The organism is Pseudomonas sp. FG-3G (assembly GCF_901007645.1).
GTDB classification, from domain to species: Bacteria; Pseudomonadota; Gammaproteobacteria; order Pseudomonadales; family Pseudomonadaceae; genus Aquipseudomonas; species Aquipseudomonas rhizophila.
Window position 1 is genome coordinate 46,141 of record NZ_CAAKGZ010000017.1, and the last position, 26,371, is coordinate 72,511.

Consider the following 26,371-nt stretch of genomic DNA (forward strand, 5'->3'; position numbering starts at 1 on the left):
AGAATCATCTCAAATAGATATAAGGGGACTTAGAGTGAACAAGTCGGAACTGATTGATGCTATCGCTGCATCCGCTGATATCCCGAAAGCTGCTGCTGGCCGTGCGCTGGACGCTGTAATCGAATCCGTCACTGGCGCTCTCAAGGCCGGCGACTCCGTAGTTCTGGTTGGTTTCGGCACCTTCTCCGTGACTGATCGCCCAGCGCGTACCGGCCGCAACCCGCAGACCGGCCAAACGCTGGAAATCCCTGCTGCCAAAAAGCCTGGTTTCAAAGCAGGCAAGGCATTGAAAGAAGCTGTTAACGACTAAGGTTTCACCGAGTTTATCCGGGTCGGGGTCATGCCTGGCTTGGCAGCGGAGCGGTCATACAGCCGGTTTGTAGCCGGTGTGTCACGCCAGGACTCGCGGGTTTGAGTCCGGTCCGCTCCGCCAGTTACGAGAAGGCGCATCCTCGGATGCGCCTTTCTTCTATCCGGATTCTACCCACGCTCCACGGTTGCCTAAATTTGAAGTTCAACCGTTTCTGGGGGACGCATGCTGCAGAATATCAGGGACAATTCACAAGGCTGGATTGCCAAAACCATCATCGGGGTCATCGTCGTATTGATGGCGTTGACCGGTTTCGATGCCATTTTTCAAGCTACCACCAACAGTAATGACGCAGCCAAGGTCAACGGCGAAGAGATCAGCCAGAACGAGCTGAGCCAGGCGGTCGACATGCAACGCCGCCAGCTCATGCAACAGCTGGGCAAGGATTTCGACGCTTCGTTGCTGGACGAAAAAATGCTGCGCGACTCAGCGCTCAAAGGCCTGATCGATCGCAAGCTGTTGCTGCAAGGCGCGCAAGATTCGAAATTCGCCTTCTCCGAAGCCGCGCTGGATCAAGTGATCCTGCAAACGCCTGAGTTTCAGGTCGATGGCAAGTTCAGCGCCGAGCGTTTCGATCAGGTGATCCGCCAGCTGGGTTACAGCCGCATGCAATTTCGTCAGATGCTGGCTCAGGAGATGCTGATCGGCCAGTTGCGCGCAGGTCTGGCGGGGAGTGGTTTTGTCACCGACGCCCAGGTGTTGGCCTTCGCCCGTCTGGAAAAACAGACCCGGGATTTCGCCACCTTGAATATCCAGGCCGACTCGTCGACGGTCAAACTGACCGATGATGAGGTAAAGGCTTACTACGATAAGCATGCCAAGGAATTCATGACGCCCGACCAGGTGGTCATCGACTACCTTGAGCTGAAGAAGGCTTCTTTCTTCGATCAGGTCAGCGTCAAGGATGAAGACCTGCAAGCGGCCTATCAGAAAGAAATCGCGAACCTGTCCGAACAGCGTCGTGCTGCGCACATCCTGATCGAAGTGAACGACAAGGTCACCGAAGCCCAGGCCAAGGCAAAGATCGAAGAGATTCAGGCTCGTTTGGCCAAAGGCGAATCGTTTGAGGCGTTGGCCAAGGAGTTCTCCCAGGACCCAGGTTCGGCGAACAACGGCGGCGATCTCGGTTATGCCGGTCCGGGTGTCTATGATCCGGAGTTCGAAAAGGCACTGTATGCGTTGAGCAAGGATCAGGTATCGGCACCGGTGCGTACCGATTTCGGTTTTCACCTGATCAAGTTGTTGGGAGTCGAAGCGCCTGAAGTGCCAACGTTTGCCAGCCTCAAGGACAAGCTTGTTCGCGAGCTGAAAACCCAGCAGGTTGAGCAGCGTTTCGTGGAGGCGACCAAGCAACTGGAGGATGCCTCTTTCGAAGCCTCCGACCTGGCACAGCCGGCTCAGGACCTGAAACTGACCGTCCACACTTCGGCGCCGTTCGGCCGTGAGGGTGGGGAGGGGATCGCGGCCAACCGCGCCGTGGTGACCGCCGCGTTCAGCCCGGAGGTACTGGATGAGGGTGCAAACAGCACCGCCATCGAACTGGACCCGGAAACCGTGGTGGTGTTGCGTGCCAAGGAGCACCGCAAACCCGAGCAAATGCCATTGGAAAGGGTGGACGGGGCCATTCGCGCTCAACTGGCGAAGGAACATGCCAGTGCGGCGGCCAAGACCCGGGCCGAGGAGTTGATTGCCGGTTTGCGCGACGGCAAGACGGCCCTGGATCAACCTGTCGACGGTCAGAACTGGAAGGTCATCGAAGCGGCGACTCGAAGCCAGGAAGGGATTGATCCGGCGGTGTTGCAGGCATTGTTCCGGATGCCTAAACCCGAATCGAAAGACAAGCCGACGTTCAGCAGTGTGACGTTGCCCGACGGCAGTCTGGTCATCGTGCGTTTGAACGGCGTGAACGAAGCGGCGGCACCGAGCGATGAGGAGAAGGCGCAATACCGCCGTTATCTCGCTTCTCGTGTCGGCCAGCAGGACTTCGCTGCCTATCGCAAGCAGTTGGAGAGTGAGGCGGACATCGAGCGCTTCTAAGTGCTCTGATGTTTGCCCCACAACGACCCGGCCGAAAGGCCGGGTTTTTTGTGTCTGCTTGTTGCATCGGGCAGTATCTTCGTCGTTCCACCGAATTCGCGTCTTTTTCCCGCAAATAACCCCCAGTAGACTTGTAACCCGTTTGAGACAAGATTAGCCACGCGGCCTGGCAGCGTTCTGTTGCACAATACGCCCCGGATCGTTTTCCTCAGGATGTTCAATGTTCAAATCATTCCCTATGCGCACCGTCGGGCTGGCACTGGTGCTGGCCGCTGCAGCCGGTTGCTCGTCGAAGAAAACCGCTATTTACGAGCATGAAAACTTCGATGACTCCGGTACGTTCTCGCGTTCCTATTCAGTGAATGATGCGGCGACCTGCGAAGCCGGGCGCCGGGCATTGCTCAGCCAGGGCTACATCATTACCAGTAGCGATCCGAAGCTGGTCAGCGGACACAAGAGTTTTCAGCAGACCGGCGAAACCCATATGGAGATCAGCTTCAATCTGGTCTGTGCGCAAGACAGTGGTCCCGGACACCGTGCGACCATGTTTGCCAACGCCTTGCAGGACCGTTATGCGCTGAAGAAAACCAACAACTCCGCCAGCCTGGGCGTGGGGGTGCTGGGATCGGTGTCGATGCCGATCGGCTCGTCCGATGATTCGATGGTCAAGGTTGCCAGCGAAACCGTGTCGTCGGCGAAGTTCTATGAGCGTTTCTTTGCCCTCGTGGAGTTGTTCCTGCCCCCCGAGGCGAAGAAACCCGTGGAAGAAACCGAAAAGCCCAAGGCTGAGCTTGGCGTTCCGGAACCCCAGGTCGAGCCGGCGGCGTTGTCACCGGTTTCTACTCCGCAGCCGACACCGATGCCTGTTCCTGCACCAGAGCCGGCACCGATGCCTGTACCTGCTCTTGCTCCAGAGCCGGAGCCGGCTCCCGAACCGGCACCAGCGCCAGTCGCGCCGGTGGAGGAGGCCACGCCCGCGCCTGCCGAGACTTCTCCGGCCAGTTCGGAGCCGGTCGCGCCGCCGGCAGAGCCCGCGCCCATCGCACCCAGCGAGCCTCAACTATCAGAGCCTGAGTCGTCGACGCAAGCCATTACACCGCCACCCTCCAGCGCCTTGCCGGCCCCCTCCGAGCCGATCCAGCCGCTTCCCGCCTCTTGATGCTCAGTGGCAAGGGTGGAAATCCCTTGCCACACCTGCACGCAGTAATTTCCCAGCGCTGTGCTACGTTTAATTCATGAAGCTTTTGCTTCATGTTTTGTTCATAAAGCGGCTTTATGCTGATTCCAGCGCCATCAGGCATCGGTTTCAACGTTACGTTATGGGAAGGATTCAAGATGGATGATTATCAGGAAGAGCTGCTGGAATATCAGGCGTATGAGCTTGATCCCCTGGAACCCGCCGAGGATGCAACAGAGCTGTAAATCCGCTAAAAACGACACGTTATCAGCAGCAGGTTTGCAGCCTAACTGCTTCTACGACTGCGCCGAAACTCGCCCGGAGTCTGGTTGTTCCAGCGCTTGAAGGCGCGTTGAAAGGCTTCCGCTGAGGCGAACCCCAGCAGGTACGCGATTTCACCGAACGCCAGTTCAGTGTCGCGAATGTAGGTCATGGCCAGGTCGCGGCGAGTGTCGTTGAGGATTGCGCGAAATTGCGTGCCTTCTTCGGCCAGTTTGCGACGCAGTGTCCAGGTCGGCAGCTTCAGACGCGCCGCCACTTCTTCCAGATCGGGTTCCCGACCGCCGTTGAGCAAGGGCCCCAGCAGTTGGATGATGCGCTCGCGCAGGCTGCGGGTGCGCGTCAATTGCTCCAGTTCCCGTTCACACAACTGAACCAGGTGTCGCCAGGTGCCGGGGCAATGTTGGGGGTTGCGTTGGGCGAGACTGTCGAGTCCCAGGCGTAGCTGATTATGTTCGGCACCGAACTGGATCGGGCAGTCACCGAGCGCGCGATAGGCCTCCAGGTATGCCGGTGCTTCGAACTCGATTTCCACACGTTCAGCCCTCAACGCGACAGCACTCACGCAGGACAGCTGCGCCAGCCAGCCGGCGATGATCGAATCCACGACGAAGCGGTTGTAGGCGTTATAGGGGCTGATGGAATAGAACCGCAGCCACGCGCCTCGGGCATCTTCATGAAAACTCGACTGACCGCGATAGTTGGAGCCGTACAGCGGCTCGAAGCGGATCATGCACCGCGCGGCTTCGCGCACCGTCGGTGCCTGGGCCGCCGTCACGCCTGCCAGCCCGGCCTGGCTCAAGCGGCTAAGTTGGCCCATGCGCAAACCCAAGGCAGGGTCCTGGGTCTGTTGGATGGCGGCGTGCCCCAGGCGCATGTAGCGCGGGATCGACAGACGAGCACCGGGCTCGGCCAGGCGTGCCGCATCCAGACCGTATTGTTCAAGCAAAGGCTGGGGATCGTGGCCATGGCTGGCAACCGCATCGGCCAGGCTATGGACGAAGCTGACTGACAAGTCTCCCAGTCGCATCGGTTGCGGTTTCATGGTGTTACAGCCACAGGTTCAGCAGACGGGCGCCACGAGCTTCACCGTCGGGAAAATGCTCGCCGTCATGGCTGATGAAACTCTGCCCGGCGCTACCGTTGTCCCAGAACTGACCGCGCAGGAAGACACTGACGCCGCCCCTGGCCTGGCTGCTGGGCGGCTGGCTGGTCAGTGTCAGGCGATGCCAGGCCTGGCCTTCACTCACTTCCCCAGGCTTGAGGCTGACTTCGCTCGGTGTGGACAGGCCCCTATAGCCACCCCAGGGTTTTTCCCAGGTATGGCGACCGTTGACAAAGGCCGGCACTGCCACCAATTGCGCCCCCTGTTCATTCAACTGCCGATAATGAACCGGGTACCAACTGTCGCTGCCGATCAGCACGCCCAGGCGACCGGCAGGGGTGTCGACGACGCTGATTGTGTCCGGATGGTCTGGCCCCAGCACGCCCTGTTGCTCGAACATGGGGTGCTGTTGGCGCTGTGGCTGGCCCAGCGGCCGACCGTCGCGGCCGAACACCACGCTACTGTTGTACAACGGGCCCCGGCCCACTTTCAGTTGGCCATCGCTGACGCTTGGCTCGGGCAGCACGATGGAGCCGGCCACCAGAGTCACGCCGAACTCCTTGGCGAGTCCGCCGAACAGTGCCTGGTAGTCACGGGCCATGGTGTCGGCTTTCATGCGCAGGTAAGCATCGTCCAGCCGGTTGTCACCTTTTGCGCTGACCAGCGCCTGGATGAACGCCAGCGGGTTGCTGACCGCCAGCCAGTTCATCGCTTCCTTCAACGTGGCGGCCTGATACAACTCGTCTTTTTCCCCGGCGACCATCAACCAGGTGCCAATGTGCTCGGGCAAGACCACCACGGTTTTGTCATTGAGCAAGCCCAGGTCACGAGCGGTTTGCAGATAGGCCGCCAGTTTGCGGTGCAGGCGTTCGGGGCTCTGGTAGTCGGTGGGGAACAGTTCGGGCTGGATGCCCAGCAAGTTGCCTTGATCGGCGGGGGTGCCCTGGTTCACCGCCAGGTTGATGCGAAGGTCTGACAGGTAATGACCCGCCGGACGATCCACCGTCCACAGTGCGTAGGTGATCAGGGCGGCAATCAAGGCCAGTGACAACAGCAGGTACAGAAATTTGCGCATGGGAACAGTCAGCGGCCGTGTGCGGATTCGCTGACTAGGGTAGGGCCCACGATGGGGTGTTGCCAAGGGGCGTTGCGCATTTGGATCATTAAGTTGTCAGTTACGGCCATTGAGCACGCAGCTTCCCGCTCTTAGGCTGTCTGGCATGACTGATGGAAGCCGCAGAGCCTCCGCATTTTTTCCGTGATCGCCCGTTGTGGAGTTATCGATGACCACCCCTCATTACCCGCACCTGCTGGCCCCGCTGGACCTGGGTTTTACCACGTTGCGCAATCGCACCCTGATGGGGTCGATGCACACGGGTCTTGAAGAAAAGCCCGGTGGTTTCGAGCGCATGGCGGCGTATTTTGCCGAGCGCGCGCGTGGCGGCGTGGGGCTGATGGTCACCGGCGGAATCGGGCCGAATGACGAGGGCGGCGTTTACTCCGGCGCGGCCAAGCTGACCACCGAGGAAGAAGCCCTCAAGCACCAGATTGTGACCCGTGCCGTGCATGAGGCCGGTGGCAAGATCTGCATGCAGATTCTCCACGCCGGGCGCTACGCCTACAGCCCCAAGCAGGTGGCACCGAGCGCGATCCAGGCGCCGATCAACCCGTTCAAGCCCAAGGAACTGGACGAAGAGGGCATCGAAAAGCAGATCAGTGATTTTGTCACCTGTTCGGTCCTGGCCCAGAAAGCCGAGTACGACGGTGTCGAGATCATGGGCTCGGAAGGTTATTTCATTAACCAGTTCCTGGCGGCCCATACCAACCACCGCACCGATCGCTGGGGTGGCAGCTATGAAAACCGCATGCGCCTGCCGGTGGAAATCGTGCGTCGGGTGCGTGAGGCGGTCGGTCCCAACTTCATCATTATCTTTCGCCTGTCGATGCTCGATCTGGTGGAAGGTGGCAGCAGCTGGGATGAAATCGTTCAGTTGGCCAAAGCCATCGAGCAGGCCGGGGCGACGATCATTAACACCGGTATCGGCTGGCACGAGGCGCGGATTCCTACCATCGCCACCAAGGTTCCGCGGGCGGCGTTCAGCAAGGTCACAGCCAAACTGCGCGGCTCAGTGAGTATTCCGCTGATCACCACCAACCGCATCAACACCCCGGAAGTGGCCGAGCAGATCCTGGCCGAAGGCGACGCCGATATGGTGTCCATGGCGCGGCCTTTCCTCGCCGATCCGGAGTTCGTCAACAAGGCTGCCGCCGGGCGCGCGGATGAAATCAATACCTGCATCGGCTGTAACCAGGCCTGTCTGGACCATACCTTTGGCGGCAAGCTCACCAGTTGCCTGGTGAACCCGCGGGCGTGCCATGAAACCGAGCTCAATTACTTGCCGGTCACCCAGGTGAAAAAAATCGCTGTGGTCGGTGCCGGTCCGGCCGGTTTGTCCGCTGCTACCGTGGCGGCCGAACGGGGTCATCAGGTGACGCTGTTCGATTCGGCCAGCGAAATTGGTGGCCAGTTCAATATCGCCAAGCGGGTGCCGGGCAAGGAAGAGTTCTTCGAAACCCTGCGTTATTTCAAGCGCAAATTGCAGACCAGCCATGTCGAGCTGTGTCTCAACACGCGGGTGGATGTGGCGCAATTGGTCGCGGGCGGTTTTGACGAGATCATCCTGGCCACCGGTATCGCACCGCGGGTGCCGGCGATTCCCGGGGTGGAGCATGCCAAGGTCCTCAGCTACCTGGATGTGATTCTGGAGCGCAAGCCAGTGGGCCGCAGCGTCGCGGTGATCGGGGCCGGCGGTATCGGCTTCGACGTGTCGGAGTTCCTGGTCCACCAAGGGGTTGCCACCAGCCAGGACCGTGAAGCGTTCTGGAAAGAATGGGGGATCGATACCCTGCTCCAGGCGCGCGGGGGTGTGGCGGGTATCAAAGCCGAGCCCCATGCCCCTGCGCGGCAAGTGTTCCTGTTGCAGCGCAAGAAATCCAAGGTGGGCGACGGCCTGGGCAAGACCACCGGCTGGATTCACCGCACGGGCCTGAAGAACAAGCAGGTGCAGATGCTCAACAGCGTCGAGTACCTGAAAATCGATGACGAAGGCTTGCACATCCGCATCGGTGAAACCGGCGAGCCGCAGGTGCTGGCCGTGGACAACATCGTGATCTGCGCCGGCCAGGATCCGTTGCGCGAGCTGCAGCAAGGCCTGGAAGCAGCAGGGCAAACCGTCCACCTCATTGGCGGTGCCGACGTAGCGGCAGAACTGGATGCCAAGCGGGCGATCAATCAGGGTTCGCGATTGGCGGCGCAGTTGTAAGACACCGAATCTGTGGGCGCCTGGATCCACTGTGGGAGCGAGCCTGCTCGCGATAGCGATGAGTCAGTTGCATGAGTGTTTACTGACCCACCGCCATCGCGAGCAGGCTCGCTCCCACAAGGGGTTGCAATGAACACAGGCACTGAGGTCATCCGCGACCTAGCTGTTAAACTTGCGGCTCGTCCCGATTCGGCCTGCTGCAATGTTGCTTTCCTGCCTCGACTGGCACCCCCAACCCCGCCTGGAGCTCCTTCATCTGGACTGGCTCGCCCGTGCCGGAATAGAAGTGGCGGTGCTGCGTCTGGACCAGATTGACCCCCTGATCAGCGGCAACAAGTGGTTCAAGCTGGTTCACCATGTGCGCGCTGCCCATGGGGCCGGTGCCAAGGGGATCATGAGCCTGGGCGGTGTCTATTCCAACCATCTGCATGCGCTGGCGGCGGCTGGCAAGCGCTTCGGGTTCCCAACGGTCGGGCTGCTGCGCGGCCATCCCCAGGAAACGCCGACGGTCCTTGACCTCAAAGCGTTCGACATGGATCTGCACTGGCTGGGTTATGGCGGATACCGAGGGCGGCACGCCGCGGATTTCTGGCAACCCTGGCAGGCGCAATACCCGCACCTGCATCCGGTGCCTGAGGGCGGTTCAGGGTTGTCCGGCGCGCAGGGTTGCATGGATTGGGTGGCCGGGGCGCGTGAACAATTGGCGGCGTTGGGCTGGGTGGATTATCACGGCTGGTGGCTGGCCTGCGGTACCGGGACCTCCCTGGCGGGGCTGGTGTTGGCTGAAGCGGGGGAGCACCCGGTCTACGGCGTGTTGGCTGTGCCTGCGGATCACGGCGTGGCGCAGCAGGTCGAAAGCATCGTGGGGCAAGCAGGTCTCTGCAACCCGCGTTATGAGTTGTTCGACGGCAGCCGTGGCGGCTTCGCCCGGGTCGACGCCGAACTCGTCGCCTTCATCCACGCCACTGGCGCCATCGAACTGGAGCCGCTGTATACCGGCAAGGCGTTGATGCTGCTCAAGGCGCGGGTCGAGGCCGGACAGTTTGCCCGTGGCACCCGCTTGATTTTCGTTCACACCGGCGGCTTGCAAGGCCGCCGAGGGTTTGAATAACCAGCGTCAGCCGCGTTTGGGCATCATCCGCAGCAGGGTGTTATCGCGCACGATGTAGTGGTGGTACAGCCCCGCCAGGGCATGCAGGCCAATCAGCCAGTAGCCGATGGTGCCTCCCAACTCATGCCAGCCCTCCAGTTGTTTGGCAAAGTCTTTGTCCTGATCGATCAGCAGCGGCAAGTCGAAACCATAGAACATCACCTGATGCCCTTCGGCACTGGTGATCAGCCACCCCAGCAATGGCATGGCGATCATGAACAGGTACAACGCCCAGTGCATCAGGTGGGCAAGGAAGGTCTGCCAGGCAGGCGAGGCGGGAAAGATGGCTGGAGCCTTCCCCATGCTGCGGGCGAACAGGCGTAGCCAGACCAGCACAAACACGGTCAGGCCGAGCATGAAGTGAGCTTCTTTGATCAGGGTCCGGCCGTCACTGCCTTTGGGGAATATCCCTCGCAGTTCGATGCAGGCATAAACCACGGCCAGTAGAATCAGCATCAGCCAATGCAGGGCGACCGTGACGGTACTGTAGCGGTTTTCCGAGCTTTTCCAGGGCATGCAGGTATCTCCAGTCATCAGGTAGAGCACCGTCTTATGCGGCGTAGTGCTCCTACTGTAAGCCCGTTTTTTCGGGTTCGCTTGAGCCAGATCAGTTTCGCCAGTATGAACAACCCCGATCAATGCATTCACAGGATGGCGGCTGTTGCGCCGCCGCGCGGGAGCAAGCGCCCTGGTCACGCAAGGAGGTCAGGGTGTCAGGTCTGGCGGATTCAGGAGCCAGTCCAATAGCAGCCTTGTGTCATTTTGACCCTGCACCGGTTTCGTTTGTATGGCGGGCTGCCCACCGCCGACATCGCCTACCCCCAGGCACAGCACCGGTCGGTCGGGGTCACCATCGAGAAAGCTCACCAGCACTACGCTGCCGGTCCTCAGGGCGGGCCGCTCATTCAGCGTCAGGCGTGACACCGGCAGCGTGATGCCTTCGTTATCCGGGGTCCACAGGCTGACAGTGACACGGCCGCGGTGATCGGGGCGTGTCGGCTGATCGCCAGGGTCGAGTACGTATGCGAGGTGATAGCCGGGGATGCAGGGTCTTGGATGCTTGAGGGCAGGCCTGAATACGGTGGACCATGGGATGGCCGAAAACCGGTTACGGTAATCGCGGGTCGCCGGTGTGGGCGACAGATTGCTTTCAAGGATGGAAAATTGCCGCCCGCGGTGCTGGATATCGGTGATCAGCCACTGGTCGTTGAAAGTGGACTCCGGGTGTTCACTGATCTGCACGATATGGCCGCTGCGCAGGAAGGGCTGGTGGCTCTGGCCCTGGATTTCCCGCTGTCGACAGCGCAGCCGCTCAAGTCTGCGGCGGCCGGCCTGGTAGCGATGAGCCAACGTCGGACTGCTGCGTATCGTCTCGTGATTTTCACCTTCGAAGGCGTGATTGGCCGCGCTGTCCCCGGCTTGGCTTGTGTCGCGATCACTGAAGCCGGCCGGCAGGCCATGGGTCATTGCGCAGTGTCGCTGGTACACCTGCCTGAGGGCTGGTTGCTGGCCGGGATCAGGGCACAGGTTCAGTTCGACCGGACGGGCGGGAAAACTTTTCGGGTCTTCGGCGAACACTAGGACATGGCCATGAACGGTGTGTTCGAAGTGGTAATGAATGCCTTCTTCTTCACACAACCGGTGCAGCAACTCCAGATCGCTCTCCTCGTACTGGATACAGAACGGGCGGCACGGGTACTGCCCATGGGGCAGTTCAAAGCGATAGCTGTGGGCCGGCAGCGCATTGTCTTCCAGCAGTCGATGCAGGATCTGCACAGCGCTGAGCCGGTAGAAAACCCGTCGCCGTGGGCCCTGTTCCAGGCGCTGGAGGTACGGCACCAGCGTCAAGCGATAGCCGATGCGCTGTGGGGCGTGGCTCGTCACGCCGACGCTGTGCACAACGCCATGCACACCGCATTCGCCATCGAGGCGCAGGAAGGCAGGCTGGTCCAGCAACGTGTCGGGATTGATCGGCGGCGACAGCCCGATCAATTCAAGGTCGAAACGGTATGGCTGGTTGAGCGCTTCGCGACCGTTAAACCTCAGGACTTGCAGGCGCAAGTCGCTTTGCGTGAGGGTCAGGCTGAAAGGACTTTCCGATTCGTTGCGCATCGCGGTTCTTACTGGCTGGGGAGATAAGTTCACGAGAGTACGAAACCGCAGGAGGAAAGGGGGCCCCAAATCGCCATTTCAGAAACTCCCTACAGCACGTCGGGGAAATGTTGATTCATCGGCGGTGATTTTTTGGTCGATCAGCCGGTTTAGGCCGTATAAACTTGCGCCACAGCGCCGGCCAGCAGATGTCTCGGCGCGACAGACAAGAGAGTGAGTAATGGGCGCACAGTGGAAGGTTAAACACAAAGAAGCGGCTGCCAACGCCAAGGGCAAGATCTTCGGCAAGCTGGTGAAGGAAATCACCATTGCCGCGCGCAACGGCGCTGACACTGCCACCAATGCGCATCTGCGACTGGTGGTCGAGCAGGCGAAAAAGGCCTCGATGCCCCGCGAGACCCTGGAGCGCGCGATCAAGAAAGGCTCCGGCCAGCTCGGCGAAACCGTGCAGTACCATCGTGTGACCTACGAAGGCTTCGCACCGCATCAGGTGCCGCTGATCGTCGAATGCGTGACCGATAACATCAACCGTACCGTTGCCGAGATTCGCGTTGCGTTTCGCAAGGGCCAACTGGGTGCCTCGGGTTCGGTCGCGTGGGACTTCAACCATGTCGGCATGATCGAAGCCGCCCCGGACAGCCCCGACGCTGATCCGGAAATGGCCGCCATCGAGGCCGGCGCCCAGGATTTCGAACCGGGCGAAGACGGCGCGACGCTGTTCCTCACTGATCCTTCCGACCTGGATGCGGTGCAGAAGGCGCTGCCGGAGCAAGGTTTCACCGTGCTGTCCGCCAAGCTCGGCTACCAGCCGAAAAACCCGGTCAGTGGCCTGACGGACGAGCAAATGGCCGAAGTCGAGGCGTTCCTTGAGGGCCTGGACAATCACGACGACGTGCAGGACATGTTTGTCGGGTTGGCCGGTTAAGCACCACAACCCCCTGTGGCGAGGGAGCCAGTTCCTTCGCCACAGTCGCGCAGTAAGCCTTCAATCTCCTCAAACCCCGGCCGCCCCAGCACCTGCGGCTGACAGCAGCGCGCCTGCAGATCCTGCAACGTTGCCAGTTCCTCAGCATTGAGCCCCGGTTCGATCCGCGCCAGCAATTCCCCCAACAGAATCCCGAATGCTCGCACTTCGATGCGTTGTAACGCACGGGTTTGCACTGTGTCGGCAGTGGCGTGGAAAGACGCCGCGCCAAAGTCGCCCAACAGGCAGTCGCCCTGGTCATTGCACAGAATATTGTGCCCGTACAAATCGCCGTGGGTAATGCCCTGGCGGTGCAGGTGCGCCGCCACCGAGGCGATGCCCAGGGCGATGCGCAAGGCCACGGGAGCGCTGAAACGCAGTGCGTCGGCATACACGTCGCGGGTGCAGGACTCCAGGCTCGGCAGCCCCGCCAGGTTGCGGTAGCTGGGCGCGATCAGGTCCATCACCAGTCCGGCCTGTTGCTCGGGGTGCCCGTTGATCTGGCCCAGCACGTCGATAAGGTTCGGATGACGACCTGCGGTGATGCAGGCGTGCATTTCATGCAATGGCGAGCCGTCGCTGGTCATCTGGCCTTTGTACAGTTTGAGCGCGACGTGTCGCGCGACCTGACCCGGTGGTTGCCATAGCGCCTGATGAATCACCCCCGAAGCGCCTTCGCCTAATTGTTGATGCACGTTCAGTTGCGACCAGTCGATGGGCGTCGTCCTCGCCAGGAGGTCGGCGTTGGCCTGGGTTTCCAGCGGGTTGCCGGCATAGGCCAGCCAACTCAGGCTTGGCAACTCGAGCAACCATTGCGGCAGCTCGGTCAATTGGTTGGCGGCGATGCGCAGCAGTTCGAGACGATGGCACTGCCTCAGGCTCGTGGGCAACTGTCGCAATCGGTTGCCGGCCAGCATGAGCTTTTGCAAGTGCGGGCGTTGGCCGAGCTCTTGCGGCAACAGACTGATGCGGTTGTCCGTCAGGATCAGCCAGCGCAATAGCGGAGGGAGGGCAGCGCCGGGCACGCGTTCGATGCGGTTGGCCTTGAAACCGACCATGGTCAATGCCGCGCAGCGACCCAGGCATTCGGGCAATTCAATGAAGTGGTTGTCCGAGCAGAACAACACCCGCAGGTGGGGCAACCGATGCAGATCATCGGGCAGCGCAGTCAATTGGTTGCCGCTGAGATTGAGGACTTCGAGCGAGTCGGCCAGGTCGAAAATTTCCCGGGGGAACTGTGTCAGGCCGCAGGACAGATCCAGCCGTTTGATGCCCGACAGCTGGCCGGCGCGCAGTTGAGCGAGGGTGTGCATGAGAGGTTCGCTGCTGATCAAGGGGCGGGCATCAAGCCCGAAGCCGCACAGTTAACCAATAATCAGTTCAACACAACACCCTGTGGCGAAGGTTTTATCTGTGGGAGCAAGACTTGCCCCCACAAAAGTCCCCTCGCCAGCGTCGAAGGTGTCTAGCGCTCGACGCTGCGGTTCCATCGTGCGTTCCAGGCCGGGCGTTGTTCGTTGACCTGGTCCCAATCCACCGCAATCGCCGTTTCCAGGTACTGCTTCATCGCCTCTACCTGGCCGCGGGTTTTGTCAGTGGTCGGTGTGGTGGGGTTGGACGGGATCTGGTCGCCTTCTTCCAGGGCGATGGCCTGGGCTTCGGGCGTCAGCAGGAAGGCGGCGAGCTTTTGCGCCAGTTCAGGCTGGGTGTTCTGGGCAATGGCGCACTCAGCGACATTGAGCACCACCGCGCCTTCCTTGGGTTGCGCGTACTCGACCGGCATGCCCTTGAGTTTGAGCGCGGTCACTTGGGTCGGCGTCAACGGGAACAGCGCGGCTTCGTCGGTTTGCAGCATTTCGGAGATCTTCGCTGAGCTGGGGATGTATTCCAGCACGTTGGGTCCGACGGTGTTTGGCCAGGCCTTGAAGCCCGGTTCGACGTCAGTTTCGCTGCCGCCCTGGATCCGGTTGAACATCAGAAAACCGTGCAGGCCGAAGGTCGAGGAAGCCAGGGACTGGAACACCAGTTTGTCCTTGAAGCGCGGATCGGCCATGTCCATCCAGGAGGTGGGCGCACTCCAGCCATTTTCCTTGAACAACCGTGTGTTGTAGGCAAGTCCCGTGACACCGAGGCTGACGGCCACGGCTTGACCCTTGATGCGGCCCTTGGCCGGAATCTGGGCCAGGGGCGGGCTGTCTTCGAGCTTGTCGCACAGCCCCATGGCGATGGCGCGGTACATGATGCCGTCGTCGAGGAACATCACGTGCATTTGCGGGTTGCCTTTACTGGCCTGGACTTTCGCCAGGATGTCGGCGGAGGTGCCGGGCACGATCACCACTTTGACGTTGTTGGCTTTTTCGAAGGCCGGCAAGACCTTGTCGGCGTAAAGCCGCTCCATGGTCCCACCGTTCATGCCCAGATAAAGCGTCGGCTCGGCCATCGCCTGGCTGACGGGGAGCAGGGCGCCCAGGCAGGAGAAACCCAGCGAGCAGAAACCGAACAGTGCACTGCGTTTGACGTTATTCATTGGCGCGACCTTCCTCTATCAAGCAACGGAGATGGAGTGAAACCGGGTGATTGAAAACGCATCCAGCGACGTTTTTGACGCGCCGCAGCAGATGATCTCGGTGAGCGCCTGGCCCACCGCGGGACCGATCTGAAAACCTGCGCCGGCAAAGCCGAACGCATGCAACAGGCCGGGTTGGGTGCTGCTGTGGCCGATCACCGGTTGGCGATCGGGCAGGTAACCTTCGGTGCCGCTCCAGGTGCGAATCGCCTGGGCACCTTCCAAAAAAGGGTAGAGCTCGACGGCTTGGCGCAGGATGTCGACCACTGCGTTCTGGCCGGGGCGGGCGCGGGAATTGTCCAGGGCGAAACCTTGGCCGCCCCCCAGCACGCAATTGCCACGGGCGACCTGGCGGGCGTAGATACCGCCGCCCTCCACGCCGGTGCTGGCATCCATCACCAAGGGTAATGGCTCAGTGACCAGCATCGCTGGATGCCCGGCGTGCATCGGCACCGCTTCGCCAAATTGCGCGGCAAAATGGCTCGCCCAGGCGCCCGCGCAGTTCAGCAGCCAGGGGGCCTGAAGCACCAGGCCCGTTTCGGTACGCACACTAAAGTGCTGACCGTCATGCTGCACTTGGCTGACTGCGCATTGTTCAAAGACCTGTGCGCCATGCCTGCGGGCCGCCTGGGCAAATGCCGGGGACACCAGTCGCGGATTGGCGTGGCCGTCGTCCGGGCAGAGGGATGCTCCGACTGCAACTGCGCCGACCCATGGGAAGCGGGCGCGCAACTGGTCACGATCCAGCAGTTGCAGATCAAGGCCGAAGCCCTGGCTGTTGGCGGCATAGTCGTGCAGGGCTCGCAAGTCGTCGGGGCTGCGGGCCAGTTTCAGGTGACCGCTGCGCTGGTACTCCCCGTCGATGCCGATCAACTGCGGCAACTGGCTCCAGATTTCATGGGCCCGTTGCGACAACGGCAGTTGTGACAACGGTCGACCCTGGCGCCGCACGCCGCCGTAGTTGACGCCGCTGGAGTGCGAACCGCAGAAGTCTCGCTCCAGCAATGCCACCCGGCGTCCGGCCTTGCTCAGGAACAGCGCGGCCGAGGCGCCGACGATACCGCCGCCAATGATCACGACATCCACTTCGATCATGGCTCGACCTCCAGGCCAAACGGTACGGGTTTGACCGGTGCCTGTGCCCGCATCCGGCCGATTTCGCCGACCGGACGCCCGCTCTCGCTGGCAATGATTTCCGCCGCTGCCGCGCCGCACATTCTCCCTTGGCAACGCCCCATGCCGACTCGGCAATGGGCCTTGACCCGGTTGATTTCCCAATGGCCTTCACCTACTACCTGGCGGATCTCACCTGCGCTGACTTCTTCGCAGCGGCAGATCATCAGGTCGTCAGCGGCGTGGGCGGCCCAATCCGTGGGAAAGACAAAGGCGTGCTCCAGGCCCTGTCGGAAACGGCCGATGCGTTCCAGGGATTGTTCCAGTTGGGCGCAACGCTGCGGGTCGACCAGGTAGTCGAGGTCTTCGAGCAAGGCCAGGGCCGCACGTTCGCCGGCGATTTCCGCGGCGTCGGCACCCATGATTCCGGCCCCGTCGCCTGCCAGGTAGATCCCCGGCACGCTGCTGCGACCGGCAGGGTCACGCTGCGGCAGCCAGGCGCGGTTTAGGGGGCTCCAGGAAAATTCGCAGCCCAGCAGGTCAGCCAGTTGGGTTTCGCTGCGCAAGCCGTTGGCGAAGGCCACCGCGTCGCAGTCGAGCGATTGCAAGCCTTTTGCGTTGCGCCACTGCAATGACTGGACGCGTCGTTCTCCGTCGATACGCGACAGGCTCGCACCCTGATGCACAGCGATGCCGTGGCTGCTCAGCCAGGCGCGATAGTAGAGCCCCTTGGCCAGTGTGGCCGGTTGAGCCAGCAGGCCGGGCAGGGCGCGGGCCTGGGCGCTCAAGGGCGAGCTGTCGAGTACCGCGACCACCTTGGCGCCGGCCTTGGCGTATTGATAAGCCACCAGATAAAGCAAAGGGCCGCTGCCGGCGAACACCACCCGTTCGCCGATGGCGCAACCCTGGAACTTCAGGGCGATCTGCGCCGCGCCCAGGCTGTACACACCGGGCAGAGTCCATCCCGGAGCGGGAAGAATTCGGTCAGTGGCGCCCGTTGCGACGATCACGCTGGCGTACTCCAGGCGCGCGGCGCGGCCCTCATGCAAGGTATCCAGCAGGCCCGACTCGGCGTTCCACACCAGTGTGTCTGGCCGGTAATCGAGCTGTTCGCGCAACGCGTCGAAGGTTTGGTGCAGGGCGCTGGCTTTGTGCGCCTCAAAGCCATACAGCTTGGCCGGCGAGCGCTTGAAGTTGGCCGGTTGTTGCCGATAGATCTGTCCGCCACCGCGTGCGGCTTCATCCAGCAGGACGGGGTATACGCCGTGGGCGACCAGGGTCTGGGCGGCGCGGATACCCGCCGGGCCGGCCCCGATGATGGCTACCGGTTTCATAGCCACCTCGCAGGCGATGCTGTGGGATTTATGCTGCTATCGTCGCCGCCATCGCGAGCAGGCTCGCTGCCACAGGGGGACGGTGGTGATGCTTGCTGCAAGTCCCCTGTGGCAGCGAGTCTGTTCGCGATGGGGCCATTCCAGACGGCATTGTTCATGGCTGGCGCCCCGGTTCGCGGGTGATCTGCTGGCCGGCTTCAAGAAGCGTCGAGCAGGCGCGCACGCGGCGGCCGTCGCCCAGGCGGACCCAGCAATCCTGGCAGGCGCCCATCAGGCAGAAACCGGCCCGGGGCTCGGCGCTGAAGTCGCTGCCGCGCAAGTGTTCACTGCAGGTCAGCACAGCGGTAAGCAGGGTATCGCCCAGCAGACCGATGGCCGGTTTGCCGTCGAGGATAAAGTCCAATGCCGGGCGGTCGCCTTCGGCCAGTCGTTTCAACAGAGCCATGGCGCCCTCATTGTTTGCCCACCAGAACTCGATCCAGGCCATAGACCCGGTCGAGCAGAATCATGGTCAGCGCCGTGAGCGCGATGACCAGCGCCGACACCGCCGCCATCATCGGGTCGATGGATTCGGTGGCGTAGACATACATGCGCACCGGCAGGGTTTGCGTGGCCGGTGAAGTGACGAAGATCGACAAGGTGACCTCGTCGAAGCTGTTGATGAACGCCAGCAACCAGCCTCCGGCTACCCCGGGCAGGATCATCGGCAAGGTGATTTGCCGAAACAGCGTGAAGCGCCCGGCCCCTAGCGATTGCGCGGCCTGCTCGGCGCTGCGGTCCAGGCCGATGGCCGAGGCCAGCACCAGACGCAGTACATACGGTGTAATCACCAGCACATGGGCGAAGATCAGCCAGGTGAAGCTGCCGTTCACGCCCATCAGCGCAAACAGCCGCAGCAACGCCACACCCAGTACCAGGTGTGGAATGATGATCGGCGACAGGAACAGGCCATTGAAAAAATCCCGGCCAGGAAATTCGAGCCGTGTGATCGCCAGCGCCGCCGGCACCGCGATCAACGTCGCCAACGACGCCGCACTGAATGCCAGGATCAGGCTGTTGTAGAACGCATCGATAAAGTCGGCGCGTTCGAACACCGCACGGAACCAGCGCAGGGAAAACGCCGTGGTCGGCAGGCTCAGGGTATTTTCCGGGGTGAAGGCAACAAGACAGACCACCACCAGCGGCGCCATCATGAACACCACCACCAGGGCATGAAACAACAGGGCGAAAGGACCGTTCCTGGACATGACGAGTTACCCCAATGACTTCTTGTAGCGGCCTTCGATCATGCGGTTCCACGACAGCATGATCAGCAGGTTGAGCAGCAGCAGCGCGACGGCAATGGCCGCGCCCATCGGCCAGTTCAGCTCCGACAGGTACTGGTCGTAGATCAGCGTGGCGACCATTTTCAGGCGGCGCCCACCGAGCAGGCCGGGAATGGCGAAGGAACTGGCGGCGAGGCCGAACACGATGAGGGTGCCGGACAAGACGCCGGGCATGATCTGCGGCAGCACGACCTTGCGCATCACCGTCAACTGGCTCGCGCCCAAGGACAGTGCGGCCTGTTCGGCGGCCGGATCGAGTTTTTGCAACGAGGTCCAGACCGGGATGATCATGAATGGCAGCATCACATGCACCAGGGCGATGACCACGGCAAACGGCGTATAGAGCAGCTTCATCGGTGAGCCGCCCAAAGCTTGCAAAGTCTGGTTGACCAGCCCGTCGGCACCCAGCAGCAGGCTCCAGCCGAAGGCCCGCACCACCACCGAAATCAGCAGCGGCGTGAGAATCAGAATGAGGAAGATCGAGCGCCACGGCGCGCCCATGCGGCTGAGGATATAAGCCTCGGGCACGCCGATCAGCACGCACAAAATAGTGGTGAGTGCGCTGATCCAGAATGTGCGCAAGAAAATCTCGTAATAGTACGGGTCGCTCAGCAGGCTGGCGTAGTGGTCGAGGGTGTAGGCGTCCCCGTCGATGCCCGTGCCGTAGTCGAAGACATTGAACGACAGCACCAACGTCAGCCCCAAGGGAATGACCAGCAGACCCAGGTACCAGGCCAGGGCGGGCGCGGACATCAGATAGCCTTGCCTTCCCCGGCGCATTGCATCGATCAGCTTCATGCCGGCACCTCGTCCACGCTCAGCACCCGCAGCAGCGCCGGATCCCAGTCAAGACCTACCGCCGTGCCTTCGGTCATCGGCGCGCAGCCGTCGTTGCGTCGCACCACGCTGAGCTCGCCCAGGTTGGTCGAGACGCCGTACAGCCATTGGCTGCCGAGGAAGAAGCGGCTGACGATGACGCCTTGCAACCGACCCGAGCCGGCTTGGCACAGATCGATTTTCTCTGGACGCAGGCTCAAGACCAGTTCGCCGTGGCCCTGGCTGCAAGCTTGAACATTGCCCTGGCCGTCGCGCTCGCCGGGCAGCAGGTTGGCTTTGCCGACGAAGCCGGAAATGAATTCGGTGCGCGGGTGTTCGTAGAGGGTGTACGGCGCGTCGATCTGAGTGATTCGCCCGGCCTGCATCACCACGACTCGGTCACTGATGGACAGTGCTTCGGATTGGTCGTGGGTCACCATCAATGTGGTGATGCCGACTTCCCGCTGAATGCGGCGGATTTCGTACTGCATCTCCTCGCGCAGGTTGGCGTCGAGATTGGACAGCGGTTCGTCGAGCAGCAGCACTGGCGGTTCGATCACCAGCGCCCGGGCCAGTGCCACGCGCTGGCGCTGGCCGCCCGAGAGTTCCCGCGGGTAGCGCTCGGCGTGCTGGTCCAGACGCACCAGCTTCAGCACCCGATCCACCCGTTGTTGCAGCTCGGCGCCGGGCACTTTGCGCATGCGCAGGCCGAAAGCGACGTTGTCCTTGACGGTCATGTGGGGGAACAGCGCGTAGCTTTGGAACACGACGCCCAGGCCCCGACTGGCGGGCTTGGCATGGGTGATATCGCGACCGTCCAGCAGGATGCGCCCACTGCTGACTTCGACGAAGCCGGCGATCATTTGCAAAGTGGTGGTTTTGCCGCAGCCGGAGGGGCCCAGCAGCGAGACGAATTCGCCTTTTTCCACCGAGAGATGGGTGTCCACCACGGCATCGATGTCGCCGTAACGTTTGCCAAGTCCTTCAAGTTGCACAAAAGCCATGATTGCGCTCCACCTGAGATTGTTATGCGTCGCCACAAGGCGCGCTTTTTTGTATGGGCAGATACGAAGGGATGCTGCGGGGTGCGTTGGCGCTCGACGTCAAGTCGGCTGCCGCTGTTGTTCGAATCGCCCCTGTATGGACGCAGAGTAGGACGAAGAATAGGATGGGCTCAATGGACTATTTCACTGAGACGACGACTATTTTCAGTTTCCTTCGGTGAGTAAATTTAACAAGCGAGAAACTTCATGCCTGATTCCACTGATCGGAATAGCGAAAAAAACGAAGTCGGGGTCGGCGCGGTCTCTCGACTGTTTGCCGTGTTGCGTAGCCTGGGTGACACCGTCGAGGGCGGAGAGCGGGTCACGCAACTGGCTCAGCGCATCGGTCTGTCTCAACCCACCACACATCGCATGCTGCGCAGTCTGATGGACGAGGGCATGGTCGAGCAGGACGCGCGCAGCAAACGCTATCGCCTGAGCCTGGACTTTTTTGCCTTGGCCGCGCGTGCCGGGAACACCGGCAACCTGCGTGAGTTGACGCGCCCTGCCATGCTGCGGCTGTCGGCGTCCCTGGGGGATTCGTTATTTCTGTTGGCGCGCAGTGGTTTCGATGCGATCTGTCTGGACCGCAGTGAAGGTCCTTTCCCGATCCGCACATTCACCGGCGACATAGGCGGTCGCGTGGCGTTGGGCGTGGGGCAGGGCAGCCTGGCGATCCTGGCATTCCTGCCGGAAGAAGAGCGCGACACGGTGATCCAGTACAACCTGCCACGGCTCAAGGATTTTCATTTGTACGATGAAGTCTTCCTGCGCACGGAAGTGGAGAGCGTGCGCGCGCTGGGCTACGCCGGACGCAACACTGGCGTGTTGCAAGGCATGGCCGGGGTGGCTGTTCCAATCCTGGACCGGGAGGGCCGCGCCGTGGCGGCGTTGAGCGTGGCGACCGTGAGTGATCGACTGGGGCCCGACCGGCTGCCGACGGTGGTGGAAATGCTCAAGCGCGAGGCCGCCCTGATCGGACCGCGAGTCAACCCGTTCGACCCGCTGCTGCGCAGACCTTCGCAGGTGTTTGGGCAGGGTTGAATTTCACGGGCATCCCCGACCTCTGCGGGAGCGGGCTGCAGCGCTCAGAAATTCAGGGTTTGCTTGAGCTTTTGCGCCGCTGGCGTATCACTGGGTATGACCATCGCATAGTTGTATCCCGGTCCGGACCAATACTCGGCTTGCAACTCGCCGTCACGACGGCTGCCGCGCGGTAGCAGGAAATTTTTCGGGCCTGGCGGACGCACGTAGAAGCTGATCTTCTGGCCGCTCGGGTCCTGATAAACCACCATCGCCGCCGCCCCTTGCTCGGTGCTCAGCAATCGTCCGCTGACCGGCTTGAAACCTGCCGCCGACAGATCTGGCAGGCGGTCGGCCCGGGTGAAGTAACGGTCGAGCCAGCCTTGCATGGTGCTCTCATCGCCGCCTTGGTAATCGGCCTGCAGGATGCCTTGCTGGGCAAACAATCGATACGCCTGCAAGGCGTCGCTCATGGGCAGCATAGCGCTGACGAGCGTCATCTCCCGGGCCTTCCAGCCGCTCAAACCGCCGACACTGACGGCCAACACCAACACTGCCGCGCTGGCCAGATGGCGATGGAACCGATGTTTCAGGCGTTGGCGGATCGCTGTCGGGTCGAGGTCCGGATTAGGCGCGTGTTGCAGGCCTGCGTTCAGGGCCGCGCGCAAGTGTTGTGCGTCCTGTTGCCAGGCCTGGACCCGGGCGGCGACTTCCGGGTGATTGGCCAGGTAGTTTTCCATCAGACGCTGGTCGGCTTCGCTCAGTTGACGATCGACGAAGGCGTGCAGGTCGTTGTCGCTGGGGGGCATGCTGATCATTTGAGTATCCGCAGGGCAGGGCGGGTGATTTCGCCGTCGCTGAGTTGGCGCAGGGCCTGGCGGGCGCGGGATAGGCGCGACATCACGGTGCCGGTCGGCACGTCGAGGATGTCGGCCACTTGTTGGTAGCTCAAGCCTTCCACCGACACCCACAGCAACAGCGCACGTTGTTCGGTCGTCAGTCGATCGAAAGCCTCGAGGGACGATTGGGCGATCACGCTGCGCTCGGCTGAAGGGTGAGCATCATCGCGACCGGTGAAAAATTCCAGCATGCGTGCATAGCGTCGGGAACGACGATGGCTATCGAGAAACTGTCGATAAAGAATCGAAAACAGCCAGGCCCGAAGGTCACCATCGGCCCGTTTGTCATTCCATTTTGACAATGCCCGCTCCAGGCACGCTTGCACCAGGTCGTCAGCATTGCTGGGGTTGCGCGTCAACGACACGGCAAAACGCCGTAGTCGGGGGATGAGCGTGCGCAACTGTTCGTCGAGTTCGTTCATGGCTGTGCTTCTTTGGCAGTCACTGCGCCGGGAGTGGAAAGACGACTCGCGAACGAGATTATTCCAGCCTGGGAAAAATAAATATGAAGTGTGGGAATAAAACCCTCTGGCTTTCGTCTGACGGGTCCTTTAGTACAAACGGCCTTGGGCCTTGGAGCTTCGTCATGGTTGACCCTTCCTTTGAACCGAGCCGGCCGCCGTTGAGTGCCGCCAGCCTGGCGCTGCGCCTGACCGGCATTGCTGTGATTGTTGCCGCGTTGGCCGGGACATTTGCCTACGTCAACGGAACCCTTGACCCACAACGCCTGACACCGAATGCGCTGGTCAACGTGCTGGAAAAGAACAACGGTGTGCACCCGGGCTTTCGTCGCAATCACTCCAAAGGGGTTTGCGTTGCGGGCTATTTCCAAAGCAGCGGTGAGGCTCGCCCCTATTCCAGTGCCCAAGTCTTCCTGGAGGCGCGCACGCCGGTCGTCGGGCGGTTTGCCTTGCCCAGCGGCAACCCCTACGCGCCGGACAACAGCGTGCCGATCCGCAGCCTGGCGCTGCGCTTCACCCAAGCCAACGGGCAGCAGTGGCGTACCGGCATGAACAGCATGCCGGTGTTTCCGGTGGGCACGCCCGAAGCGTTCTATCAGTTGCAACAGGCACAATCGCCGGATCCGGCCACGGGCAAACCCAACCCTGCGGCCGTACCCGCCTTCTTTGCCGCGCACCCGGAAGCCAAACCGTTCCTGCAATGGATCAAGACGGCCAGGCCATCGGCCAGCTATGCCACCGAAACCTACAACGGCATCAATGCGTTCTATCTGGTCAATCCTGCGGGACAACGCCAGGCGGTGCGGTGGGGCGTGGTGCCAGTGGCTTCGGATGGCACGGACGTGACGCCACCCCAGGGCGCTGACTTTCTGGAACAGGATCTGGTCAAGCGCCTGGCAGCGGGGCCGTTGCGCTGGCAGCTGAATATCACGTTGGCCAATCCGGGCGATCCGGTGAACGATGCCAGCAAAGCCTGGCCCGAAGATCGAACGGTGCTCAACGCCGGTACGCTGGTGCTGGAGCGCACCCAGTCACAGGACGACGGCGAATGCCGCGACATCAACTATGACCCGCTGATTCTGCCGAGCGGCATCGAAGGTTCAGATGATCCGCTTTTGGCGGCGCGCTCTGCCGCGTATGCCAGTTCGTACTTGCGGCGCACCAGCGAAGTCAGTCAATTGCCCGCCAACCAGGAGTCCCGCCCATGAGCGCCCCTCGACACTTCGCACCGCTGGCTCGACTGCTGCACTGGTTGATGGCATTGATGGTCATTGCCATGCTCTTTATCGGCGCGGGCATGGTGGCCTCGGTGTCCGAGCGCCATGAATGGCTGCTTCAGTTGCACAAACCCTTGGGCATCGCGATTTTGCTGCTGGTGATCGTACGCCTGGTGGTGCGCTTTACGACACGCCAACCACCATTGCCGGCCGATCTGCCAGGCTGGCAGGCGTTGGTGGCCAAGGCGTCCCATGCTCTGTTGTATGCCTTGATGTTGATTCTGCCCCTGTTGGGCTGGGGCATGATTTCAGCGGCGGGAGACCCGGTGATGCTCAGCAGCTCCCTGCAATTGCCTTCCATCGTACCGGCGGATGCCCAGACTTTCGCACTGTTGCGCAAGGCCCACGGCTACCTGGCTTATCTATTGTTCCTGACCGTGCTGGTGCATCTGGCGGCGGCATTGTTTCATGGTTGGGTGCGTCGGGATGAGGTGTTGGACAGTATGTTGCGAGGACGGGATTGAAGTCCCCGCTACCTGTCGACAAACGATAACTTGTGGCGAGGGAATGAATCCCTCGCCACCGAGTGCCCACCACGGGGAGAGCGTTGGATGATGGAGCGTTAGCGCAGCTCGTCGACCATGTCCGCTATGGTGCTCAATACATCCTTGCCCAGTTGCATCGAACGCTTGCCGGACCAGCCGGTGCGAGGATCCGGGTGGTCGTCATGATCCTTGAACGGCATCTCCAGGGTCAGGGACAGGCAGTCGTATTTCTGGCCGACTGCGTTACAGGCCAGGGTCATGTTGGCCAGGCCCGGTGCGTCGCGGGTGTAGCCGTGAGCGGTCTGAAAGTCTTTGGTCTGGTGCTTGAGATCGCTGCGAAAGCGCTCTTCGAGTTCGGCAATGCGTGGCGTGTAGCCGGGGTTGCCTTCGCAACCGGCAGTGAAGACGTGAGGGATTTCCTCGTCACCGTGAACGTCCAGGAACAAATCTACGCCGTATTTTTCCATTTGCTGCTGTACGAAAAATACCTCAGGACTGATTTCCGGACTGGCGTTCTGCCAAGCGCGGTTGAGATCCTGACCCATGGCATTGGTACGCAGATGGCCGTGGAAGGCACCGTCAGGATTCATGTTGGGCACCAGATACAGATCGGCCTTGGCAAGCAGTCGGTTCAAGCGCGTGTCGTCCTGATGCTGCAGGCGTTCGATCACGCCCTCCATGAACCACTCGGCCATGTGCTCGCCGGGATGCTGCTGGGCGATGATCCAGACTTTGCGTCGACCTTCGGCACCGCTGCCCTTGCGCAGTAGTTGAATGTCGCGGCCTTCCACGCTTTTGCCGACGGCCAGCAGTTCGGTCCCGGCCTTGTGCAGCGCCTGCTCGATCAACCAGTCGTGACGACCACGGCTGTAGGGTTCGAAATAGGCAAACCAGGCATGGGACTGTTCGGCTTCCAGGTGAAAGCGCAGGGCGTCGCCTTCGAACTGTGTGGGAATACGGAACCAGTTGACGTGATCATAAGAGGCAACGGCCTGGTAACCCGTCCATGCCTTGTTGTAGGACGATTGACTGGCATTGAGCAAACGAAAGGAATATTCCTGGCCGACATGCAAGCCACTGGCCTTGAAGTGGAACCACTGGAAGTGGGCGCTACGGGTGTCGGGTCTGATCTTCAGCAGTGATTGCAAAGGATTGCTGATGTCGACGATCTCGATGTTGCCGCTGTCGAAATTGGCGCTGATATCAAAGGAAGATTTAGCCACGGTCACGATTCCTGTGATGGATTTTATGACCGTTACTTTACACGCAAGGAGGAGGATGTCGGGACGATTTGCGTGACAGAAAAGAGGGGGCGTCCTCCCTGGACGCTATTGGAGCTTAGTGAGTCCGCGATTGATTCTCAAGTGCTGCCTGTCGATAGTTTTCGTCGGTATGGCGTGGAGTGCTTGAAAAGGGATATTCATTTGCTATCATCGCCGCCATCGAATGAGCGACACCCAAAAGACTTCATTAGCCTGAAGCCATAAGCCGAAAAATCGGCAAAAAAAGACC

Annotated in this window: 25 protein-coding genes; 10 read left to right on the forward strand and 15 right to left on the reverse strand. The window is 61.2% G+C overall.

Annotated features, from left to right (window positions below):
- The first annotated feature begins 34 nt into the window (after positions 1–34).
- From PSEUDOMOFG3G_RS08080 to PSEUDOMOFG3G_RS08095, 4 genes are all read left to right on the forward strand, one after another.
- On the forward strand, positions 35–310 hold the full coding sequence (locus PSEUDOMOFG3G_RS08080; RefSeq protein ID WP_047228496.1) for an HU family DNA-binding protein: 276 nt from the start codon (positions 35–37) through the stop codon (positions 308–310).
- A 225-nt stretch (positions 311–535) separates the two neighbouring features.
- The gene (locus PSEUDOMOFG3G_RS08085) at positions 536–2,407 is read left to right on the forward strand and encodes a SurA N-terminal domain-containing protein (RefSeq protein ID WP_139049592.1); all 1,872 of its coding nucleotides are present in this window, start codon (positions 536–538) and stop codon (positions 2,405–2,407) included.
- A gap of 220 nt (positions 2,408–2,627) precedes the next feature.
- Positions 2,628–3,566: a DUF2242 domain-containing protein gene (locus PSEUDOMOFG3G_RS08090; RefSeq protein ID WP_139049593.1), complete on the forward strand. Its 939-nt coding sequence runs from the start codon at positions 2,628–2,630 to the stop codon at positions 3,564–3,566.
- Positions 3,567–3,682: 116 nt separating this feature from the next.
- Positions 3,683–3,829: a hypothetical protein gene (locus PSEUDOMOFG3G_RS08095; protein ID WP_171061343.1), complete on the forward strand. Its 147-nt coding sequence runs from the start codon at positions 3,683–3,685 to the stop codon at positions 3,827–3,829.
- 41 nt (positions 3,830–3,870) lie between these two features.
- Here the strand turns inward: PSEUDOMOFG3G_RS08095 and PSEUDOMOFG3G_RS08100 are convergent, their stop codons facing one another.
- Positions 3,871–4,908 carry an AraC family transcriptional regulator gene (locus PSEUDOMOFG3G_RS08100; protein WP_047228493.1) on the reverse strand — a complete coding sequence of 346 codons (1,038 nt, stop codon included), beginning with the start codon at positions 4,906–4,908 and terminating at the stop codon, positions 3,871–3,873.
- 4 nt (positions 4,909–4,912) lie between these two features.
- A complete protein-coding gene (locus tag PSEUDOMOFG3G_RS08105) occupies positions 4,913–6,043 on the reverse strand; it encodes a carbon-nitrogen hydrolase family protein (RefSeq protein WP_139049594.1) in 1,131 nt (376 codons plus the stop codon).
- A gap of 208 nt (positions 6,044–6,251) precedes the next feature.
- On the opposite strand from PSEUDOMOFG3G_RS08105, the gene PSEUDOMOFG3G_RS08110 reads away from it, so the two are divergent.
- Together PSEUDOMOFG3G_RS08110 and PSEUDOMOFG3G_RS08115 are read left to right on the forward strand one after the other, a co-directional pair.
- Complete coding sequence (locus PSEUDOMOFG3G_RS08110) at positions 6,252–8,291, forward strand: FAD-dependent oxidoreductase (protein ID WP_047228491.1); 2,040 nt, start codon at positions 6,252–6,254, stop codon at positions 8,289–8,291.
- 202 nt (positions 8,292–8,493) lie between these two features.
- Positions 8,494–9,402: a 1-aminocyclopropane-1-carboxylate deaminase/D-cysteine desulfhydrase gene (locus PSEUDOMOFG3G_RS08115; protein ID WP_139049595.1), complete on the forward strand. Its 909-nt coding sequence runs from the start codon at positions 8,494–8,496 to the stop codon at positions 9,400–9,402.
- A gap of 6 nt (positions 9,403–9,408) precedes the next feature.
- Here PSEUDOMOFG3G_RS08115 and PSEUDOMOFG3G_RS08120 read toward each other — a convergent pair whose 3' ends face one another.
- Positions 9,409–9,957 (reverse strand): cytochrome b, encoded by a 549-nt coding sequence (locus PSEUDOMOFG3G_RS08120; RefSeq protein WP_139049596.1) that lies wholly within the window; start codon positions 9,955–9,957, stop codon positions 9,409–9,411.
- 189 nt (positions 9,958–10,146) lie between these two features.
- On the reverse strand, positions 10,147–11,553 hold the full coding sequence (locus tag PSEUDOMOFG3G_RS08125; RefSeq protein WP_139049597.1) for a type VI secretion system Vgr family protein: 1,407 nt from the start codon (positions 11,551–11,553) through the stop codon (positions 10,147–10,149).
- Between the two features lie 220 nt (positions 11,554–11,773).
- Here PSEUDOMOFG3G_RS08125 and PSEUDOMOFG3G_RS08130 point away from each other — a divergent pair, with 220 nt between their 5' ends.
- Complete coding sequence (locus PSEUDOMOFG3G_RS08130) at positions 11,774–12,478, forward strand: YebC/PmpR family DNA-binding transcriptional regulator (protein ID WP_047228487.1); 705 nt, start codon at positions 11,774–11,776, stop codon at positions 12,476–12,478.
- Here the strand turns inward: PSEUDOMOFG3G_RS08130 and PSEUDOMOFG3G_RS08135 are convergent.
- From PSEUDOMOFG3G_RS08135 to PSEUDOMOFG3G_RS08170, 8 genes are all read right to left on the reverse strand, one after another.
- Positions 12,475–13,830, reverse strand: coding sequence for a leucine-rich repeat-containing protein kinase family protein (locus PSEUDOMOFG3G_RS08135; RefSeq protein ID WP_139049598.1), 1,356 nt, complete (start codon positions 13,828–13,830; stop codon positions 12,475–12,477). The genes PSEUDOMOFG3G_RS08130 and PSEUDOMOFG3G_RS08135 overlap by 4 nt on opposite strands.
- Before the next feature lie 152 nt (positions 13,831–13,982).
- Entirely contained in the window at positions 13,983–15,044 is a 1,062-nt protein-coding gene (locus PSEUDOMOFG3G_RS08140) for an ABC transporter substrate-binding protein (RefSeq protein ID WP_139049599.1), read from the reverse strand.
- 18 nt (positions 15,045–15,062) lie between these two features.
- On the reverse strand, positions 15,063–16,178 hold the full coding sequence (locus PSEUDOMOFG3G_RS08145; RefSeq protein ID WP_139049600.1) for an FAD-binding oxidoreductase: 1,116 nt from the start codon (positions 16,176–16,178) through the stop codon (positions 15,063–15,065).
- Entirely contained in the window at positions 16,175–17,530 is a 1,356-nt protein-coding gene (locus PSEUDOMOFG3G_RS08150; protein WP_139049601.1) for an NAD(P)/FAD-dependent oxidoreductase, read from the reverse strand. Before PSEUDOMOFG3G_RS08150 ends, PSEUDOMOFG3G_RS08145 begins: the two co-directional genes overlap by 4 nt.
- Positions 17,531–17,684: 154 nt before the next feature.
- Complete coding sequence (locus PSEUDOMOFG3G_RS08155) at positions 17,685–17,975, reverse strand: (2Fe-2S)-binding protein (protein WP_047228483.1); 291 nt, start codon at positions 17,973–17,975, stop codon at positions 17,685–17,687.
- Positions 17,976–17,982: 7 nt separating this feature from the next.
- Positions 17,983–18,777 carry an ABC transporter permease gene (locus PSEUDOMOFG3G_RS08160; RefSeq protein ID WP_047228482.1) on the reverse strand — a complete coding sequence of 265 codons (795 nt, stop codon included), beginning with the start codon at positions 18,775–18,777 and terminating at the stop codon, positions 17,983–17,985.
- Between the two features lie 6 nt (positions 18,778–18,783).
- A complete protein-coding gene (locus PSEUDOMOFG3G_RS08165; RefSeq protein ID WP_139049602.1) occupies positions 18,784–19,653 on the reverse strand; it encodes an ABC transporter permease in 870 nt (289 codons plus the stop codon).
- A complete protein-coding gene (locus tag PSEUDOMOFG3G_RS08170) occupies positions 19,650–20,675 on the reverse strand; it encodes an ABC transporter ATP-binding protein (protein WP_139049603.1) in 1,026 nt (341 codons plus the stop codon). Before PSEUDOMOFG3G_RS08170 ends, PSEUDOMOFG3G_RS08165 begins: the two co-directional genes overlap by 4 nt.
- 246 nt (positions 20,676–20,921) lie before the next feature.
- Between PSEUDOMOFG3G_RS08170 and PSEUDOMOFG3G_RS08175 the strand changes: the two genes are divergently transcribed.
- Positions 20,922–21,758 (forward strand): IclR family transcriptional regulator, encoded by an 837-nt coding sequence (locus PSEUDOMOFG3G_RS08175; protein WP_076383978.1) that lies wholly within the window; start codon positions 20,922–20,924, stop codon positions 21,756–21,758.
- A gap of 44 nt (positions 21,759–21,802) precedes the next feature.
- Here PSEUDOMOFG3G_RS08175 and PSEUDOMOFG3G_RS08180 read toward each other — a convergent pair whose 3' ends face one another.
- On the reverse strand, positions 21,803–22,555 hold the full coding sequence (locus tag PSEUDOMOFG3G_RS08180) for an anti-sigma factor (RefSeq protein WP_139049604.1): 753 nt from the start codon (positions 22,553–22,555) through the stop codon (positions 21,803–21,805).
- Entirely contained in the window at positions 22,552–23,058 is a 507-nt protein-coding gene (locus tag PSEUDOMOFG3G_RS08185) for a sigma-70 family RNA polymerase sigma factor (protein ID WP_047228477.1), read from the reverse strand. Before PSEUDOMOFG3G_RS08185 ends, PSEUDOMOFG3G_RS08180 begins: the two co-directional genes overlap by 4 nt.
- 164 nt (positions 23,059–23,222) lie before the next feature.
- Between PSEUDOMOFG3G_RS08185 and PSEUDOMOFG3G_RS08190 the strand changes: the two genes are divergently transcribed.
- Both PSEUDOMOFG3G_RS08190 and PSEUDOMOFG3G_RS08195 read left to right on the forward strand, forming a co-directional pair.
- Positions 23,223–24,305: a catalase family peroxidase gene (locus tag PSEUDOMOFG3G_RS08190; protein ID WP_047228476.1), complete on the forward strand. Its 1,083-nt coding sequence runs from the start codon at positions 23,223–23,225 to the stop codon at positions 24,303–24,305.
- Positions 24,302–24,838 (forward strand): cytochrome b, encoded by a 537-nt coding sequence (locus tag PSEUDOMOFG3G_RS08195; RefSeq protein WP_139049605.1) that lies wholly within the window; start codon positions 24,302–24,304, stop codon positions 24,836–24,838. Before PSEUDOMOFG3G_RS08190 ends, PSEUDOMOFG3G_RS08195 begins: the two co-directional genes overlap by 4 nt.
- Positions 24,839–24,936: 98 nt before the next feature.
- On the opposite strand, the gene PSEUDOMOFG3G_RS08200 is transcribed toward PSEUDOMOFG3G_RS08195, so the two are convergent.
- Positions 24,937–26,088, reverse strand: coding sequence for a M14-type cytosolic carboxypeptidase (locus PSEUDOMOFG3G_RS08200; RefSeq protein ID WP_047228474.1), 1,152 nt, complete (start codon positions 26,086–26,088; stop codon positions 24,937–24,939).
- Positions 26,089–26,371: the final 283 nt, after the last annotated feature.

Excerpts from the sequence above, each read along its gene's own strand:
- PSEUDOMOFG3G_RS08105 (WP_139049594.1), bottom strand. The coding sequence starts at position 6,043 with ATGCGCAAATTTCTGTACCTGCTGTTGTCACTGGCCTTGATTGCCGCC.
- PSEUDOMOFG3G_RS08115 (WP_139049595.1), top strand. The coding sequence starts at position 8,494 with ATGTTGCTTTCCTGCCTCGACTGGCACCCCCAACCCCGCCTGGAGCTC.
- PSEUDOMOFG3G_RS08110 (WP_047228491.1), top strand. The coding sequence starts at position 6,252 with ATGACCACCCCTCATTACCCGCACCTGCTGGCCCCGCTGGACCTGGGT.
- PSEUDOMOFG3G_RS08170 (WP_139049603.1), bottom strand. The coding sequence starts at position 20,675 with ATGGCTTTTGTGCAACTTGAAGGACTTGGCAAACGTTACGGCGACATC.
- PSEUDOMOFG3G_RS08195 (WP_139049605.1), top strand. The coding sequence starts at position 24,302 with ATGAGCGCCCCTCGACACTTCGCACCGCTGGCTCGACTGCTGCACTGG.
- PSEUDOMOFG3G_RS08085 (WP_139049592.1), top strand. The coding sequence starts at position 536 with ATGCTGCAGAATATCAGGGACAATTCACAAGGCTGGATTGCCAAAACC.
- PSEUDOMOFG3G_RS08160 (WP_047228482.1), bottom strand. The coding sequence starts at position 18,777 with ATGTCCAGGAACGGTCCTTTCGCCCTGTTGTTTCATGCCCTGGTGGTG.
- PSEUDOMOFG3G_RS08120 (WP_139049596.1), bottom strand. The coding sequence starts at position 9,957 with ATGCCCTGGAAAAGCTCGGAAAACCGCTACAGTACCGTCACGGTCGCC.
- PSEUDOMOFG3G_RS08175 (WP_076383978.1), top strand. The coding sequence starts at position 20,922 with ATGCCTGATTCCACTGATCGGAATAGCGAAAAAAACGAAGTCGGGGTC.
- PSEUDOMOFG3G_RS08135 (WP_139049598.1), bottom strand. The coding sequence starts at position 13,830 with ATGCACACCCTCGCTCAACTGCGCGCCGGCCAGCTGTCGGGCATCAAA.
- PSEUDOMOFG3G_RS08150 (WP_139049601.1), bottom strand. The coding sequence starts at position 17,530 with ATGAAACCGGTAGCCATCATCGGGGCCGGCCCGGCGGGTATCCGCGCC.
- PSEUDOMOFG3G_RS08130 (WP_047228487.1), top strand. The coding sequence starts at position 11,774 with ATGGGCGCACAGTGGAAGGTTAAACACAAAGAAGCGGCTGCCAACGCC.
- PSEUDOMOFG3G_RS08140 (WP_139049599.1), bottom strand. The coding sequence starts at position 15,044 with ATGAATAACGTCAAACGCAGTGCACTGTTCGGTTTCTGCTCGCTGGGT.
- PSEUDOMOFG3G_RS08180 (WP_139049604.1), bottom strand. The coding sequence starts at position 22,555 with ATGATCAGCATGCCCCCCAGCGACAACGACCTGCACGCCTTCGTCGAT.
- PSEUDOMOFG3G_RS08165 (WP_139049602.1), bottom strand. The coding sequence starts at position 19,653 with ATGAAGCTGATCGATGCAATGCGCCGGGGAAGGCAAGGCTATCTGATG.
- PSEUDOMOFG3G_RS08090 (WP_139049593.1), top strand. The coding sequence starts at position 2,628 with ATGTTCAAATCATTCCCTATGCGCACCGTCGGGCTGGCACTGGTGCTG.
- PSEUDOMOFG3G_RS08095 (WP_171061343.1), top strand. The coding sequence starts at position 3,683 with ATGCTGATTCCAGCGCCATCAGGCATCGGTTTCAACGTTACGTTATGG.
- PSEUDOMOFG3G_RS08185 (WP_047228477.1), bottom strand. The coding sequence starts at position 23,058 with ATGAACGAACTCGACGAACAGTTGCGCACGCTCATCCCCCGACTACGG.
- PSEUDOMOFG3G_RS08145 (WP_139049600.1), bottom strand. The coding sequence starts at position 16,178 with ATGATCGAAGTGGATGTCGTGATCATTGGCGGCGGTATCGTCGGCGCC.
- PSEUDOMOFG3G_RS08155 (WP_047228483.1), bottom strand. The coding sequence starts at position 17,975 with ATGGCTCTGTTGAAACGACTGGCCGAAGGCGACCGCCCGGCATTGGAC.
- PSEUDOMOFG3G_RS08190 (WP_047228476.1), top strand. The coding sequence starts at position 23,223 with ATGGTTGACCCTTCCTTTGAACCGAGCCGGCCGCCGTTGAGTGCCGCC.
- PSEUDOMOFG3G_RS08125 (WP_139049597.1), bottom strand. The coding sequence starts at position 11,553 with ATGCGCAACGAATCGGAAAGTCCTTTCAGCCTGACCCTCACGCAAAGC.
- PSEUDOMOFG3G_RS08100 (WP_047228493.1), bottom strand. The coding sequence starts at position 4,908 with ATGAAACCGCAACCGATGCGACTGGGAGACTTGTCAGTCAGCTTCGTC.